At 30.8% G+C, this 1,555-nt stretch carries 1 protein-coding gene; it reads left to right on the top strand.

Annotation, left to right across the window (positions count from 1 at the left end; translation table 11 throughout):
• Positions 1-265: 265 nt before the first annotated feature.
• Complete coding sequence (locus ACQRD5_RS17065; protein ID WP_427747103.1) at positions 266-1,444, top strand: IS110 family transposase; 1,179 nt, start codon at positions 266-268, stop codon at positions 1,442-1,444.
• Positions 1,445-1,555 lie beyond the last annotated feature (111 nt).

The raw sequence follows: 1,555 nt of genomic DNA on the forward strand, positions 1-1,555 counted from the left end.
ATCACCTTGTATAATGAAAACATAGTAAAAAACAGATTTTCATTATACTTTTCCTTTCTTTAATATTTTTTACTATAATTATCATAAGACGCTGTGGATTAGTTTTATCACCTATAGCTTAGACTATTTTAATTGAGGATCTAACCACTGTCTTATGCTTATTTGTTAATTAGTTAGATAACGCATGACGTTTTATATATAGCAAGGTTACATTTAGTATAAGATTTGTGGAACATAGCGGATAAATTAAAAAGGAGTTGTTCTTATGATTTGCATTGGCATTGATGTTGCTAAAGAAAAGCATGATTGTTGTATTATTGATTCGGATGGTGTTATTCTTAATGATTCTTTACGTATATCCAATACGCTTAAGGGCTTTGAATTACTTTATAATTCAATCCTTTCCGTCCTACCTGACAAGGATATTTCTAACGTAAAAATAGGACTTGAATCAACAGGTCATTATAGCACTAACATCCAAAGCTTTTTGTATAATAAAGGGTTTAAGCTCTCCATTCTTAATCCCTTAGCTACAAATCTTTTCCGTAAGGCACAAACCCTTAGGAAAACTAAAACGGATAAAACCGATGCACTAGTTATCGCTAAAATGCTATTTTCTGATGATACAAAATCCTATATACCAGTATCATACCAGATTCAAGAATTAAAGTCACTAACTAGACACAGATATAGATTAATCGGTTATCGTTCAAAGCTTAAAATATCAATAAACAGGCTAATAGATATAATTTTCCCTGAACTGCCTAAATTGCTGTGGTCTATTCATCAAAGTTCATCTTATGCTCTCCTAAAGGAGTTGCCGAGCCCGAAGGATATAGAGTCATGTCATTTAACGAAGCTTACTAATCTTCTAAATAAAGCTTCAAAAGGTAAATATACAAAAGATAAAGCCATTGAATTAAAAACTTATGCTAAAGATTCAATTGGAACCAGTAATAGATCATTATCTTTTGAGCTACAGCAGACAATCAGACTGATTGAGTCTGTTCAGGATGAAATTAAAATATTAGACAATCAAATAAAAGAAGTTGTTACCGAATTGAATTCTCCTATAATGACAATACCAGGTATTTCTTATACTCTAGCTGCAATCATATTATCTGAAATAGGAGAAATAGAACGTTTCACTACGCCCGCAAAGCTTTTAGCTTTTGCAGGATTAGATCCATCTACATATCAATCTGGTAAATATTCAGCTTCACATACACCAATGGTAAAACGTGGCTCAAAATATCTACGATGGGCTATATTAATGGCTTCCAGGACAGTTTGTATGAGAGATTTAACATTTTCAGAATATCTATCTAAAAAACGATCCGAAGGAAAACATTATTATATAGCCATGAGCCATGTTTCTAAAAAACTACTAAGAGTTATTTTTTATCTTTTAAAAACTGATACTGCATTTGTTCCACAAATGTAATTTACTTTTTAAAAATAGCAACTTTGTTGCTTTATTTGTCATGCAATTTTTTACTAAAATAATAATTAAAGAAACTTACTAAAAAAGACTTGACTTCATATAGTTAGTCTC

The organism is Clostridium sp. SGI.024 (assembly GCF_050315195.1).
Classification (GTDB): Bacteria; Bacillota; Clostridia; order Clostridiales; family Clostridiaceae; genus Clostridium.

Excerpts from the sequence above, each read along its gene's own strand:
- ACQRD5_RS17065 (WP_427747103.1), top strand. The coding sequence starts at position 266 with ATGATTTGCATTGGCATTGATGTTGCTAAAGAAAAGCATGATTGTTGT.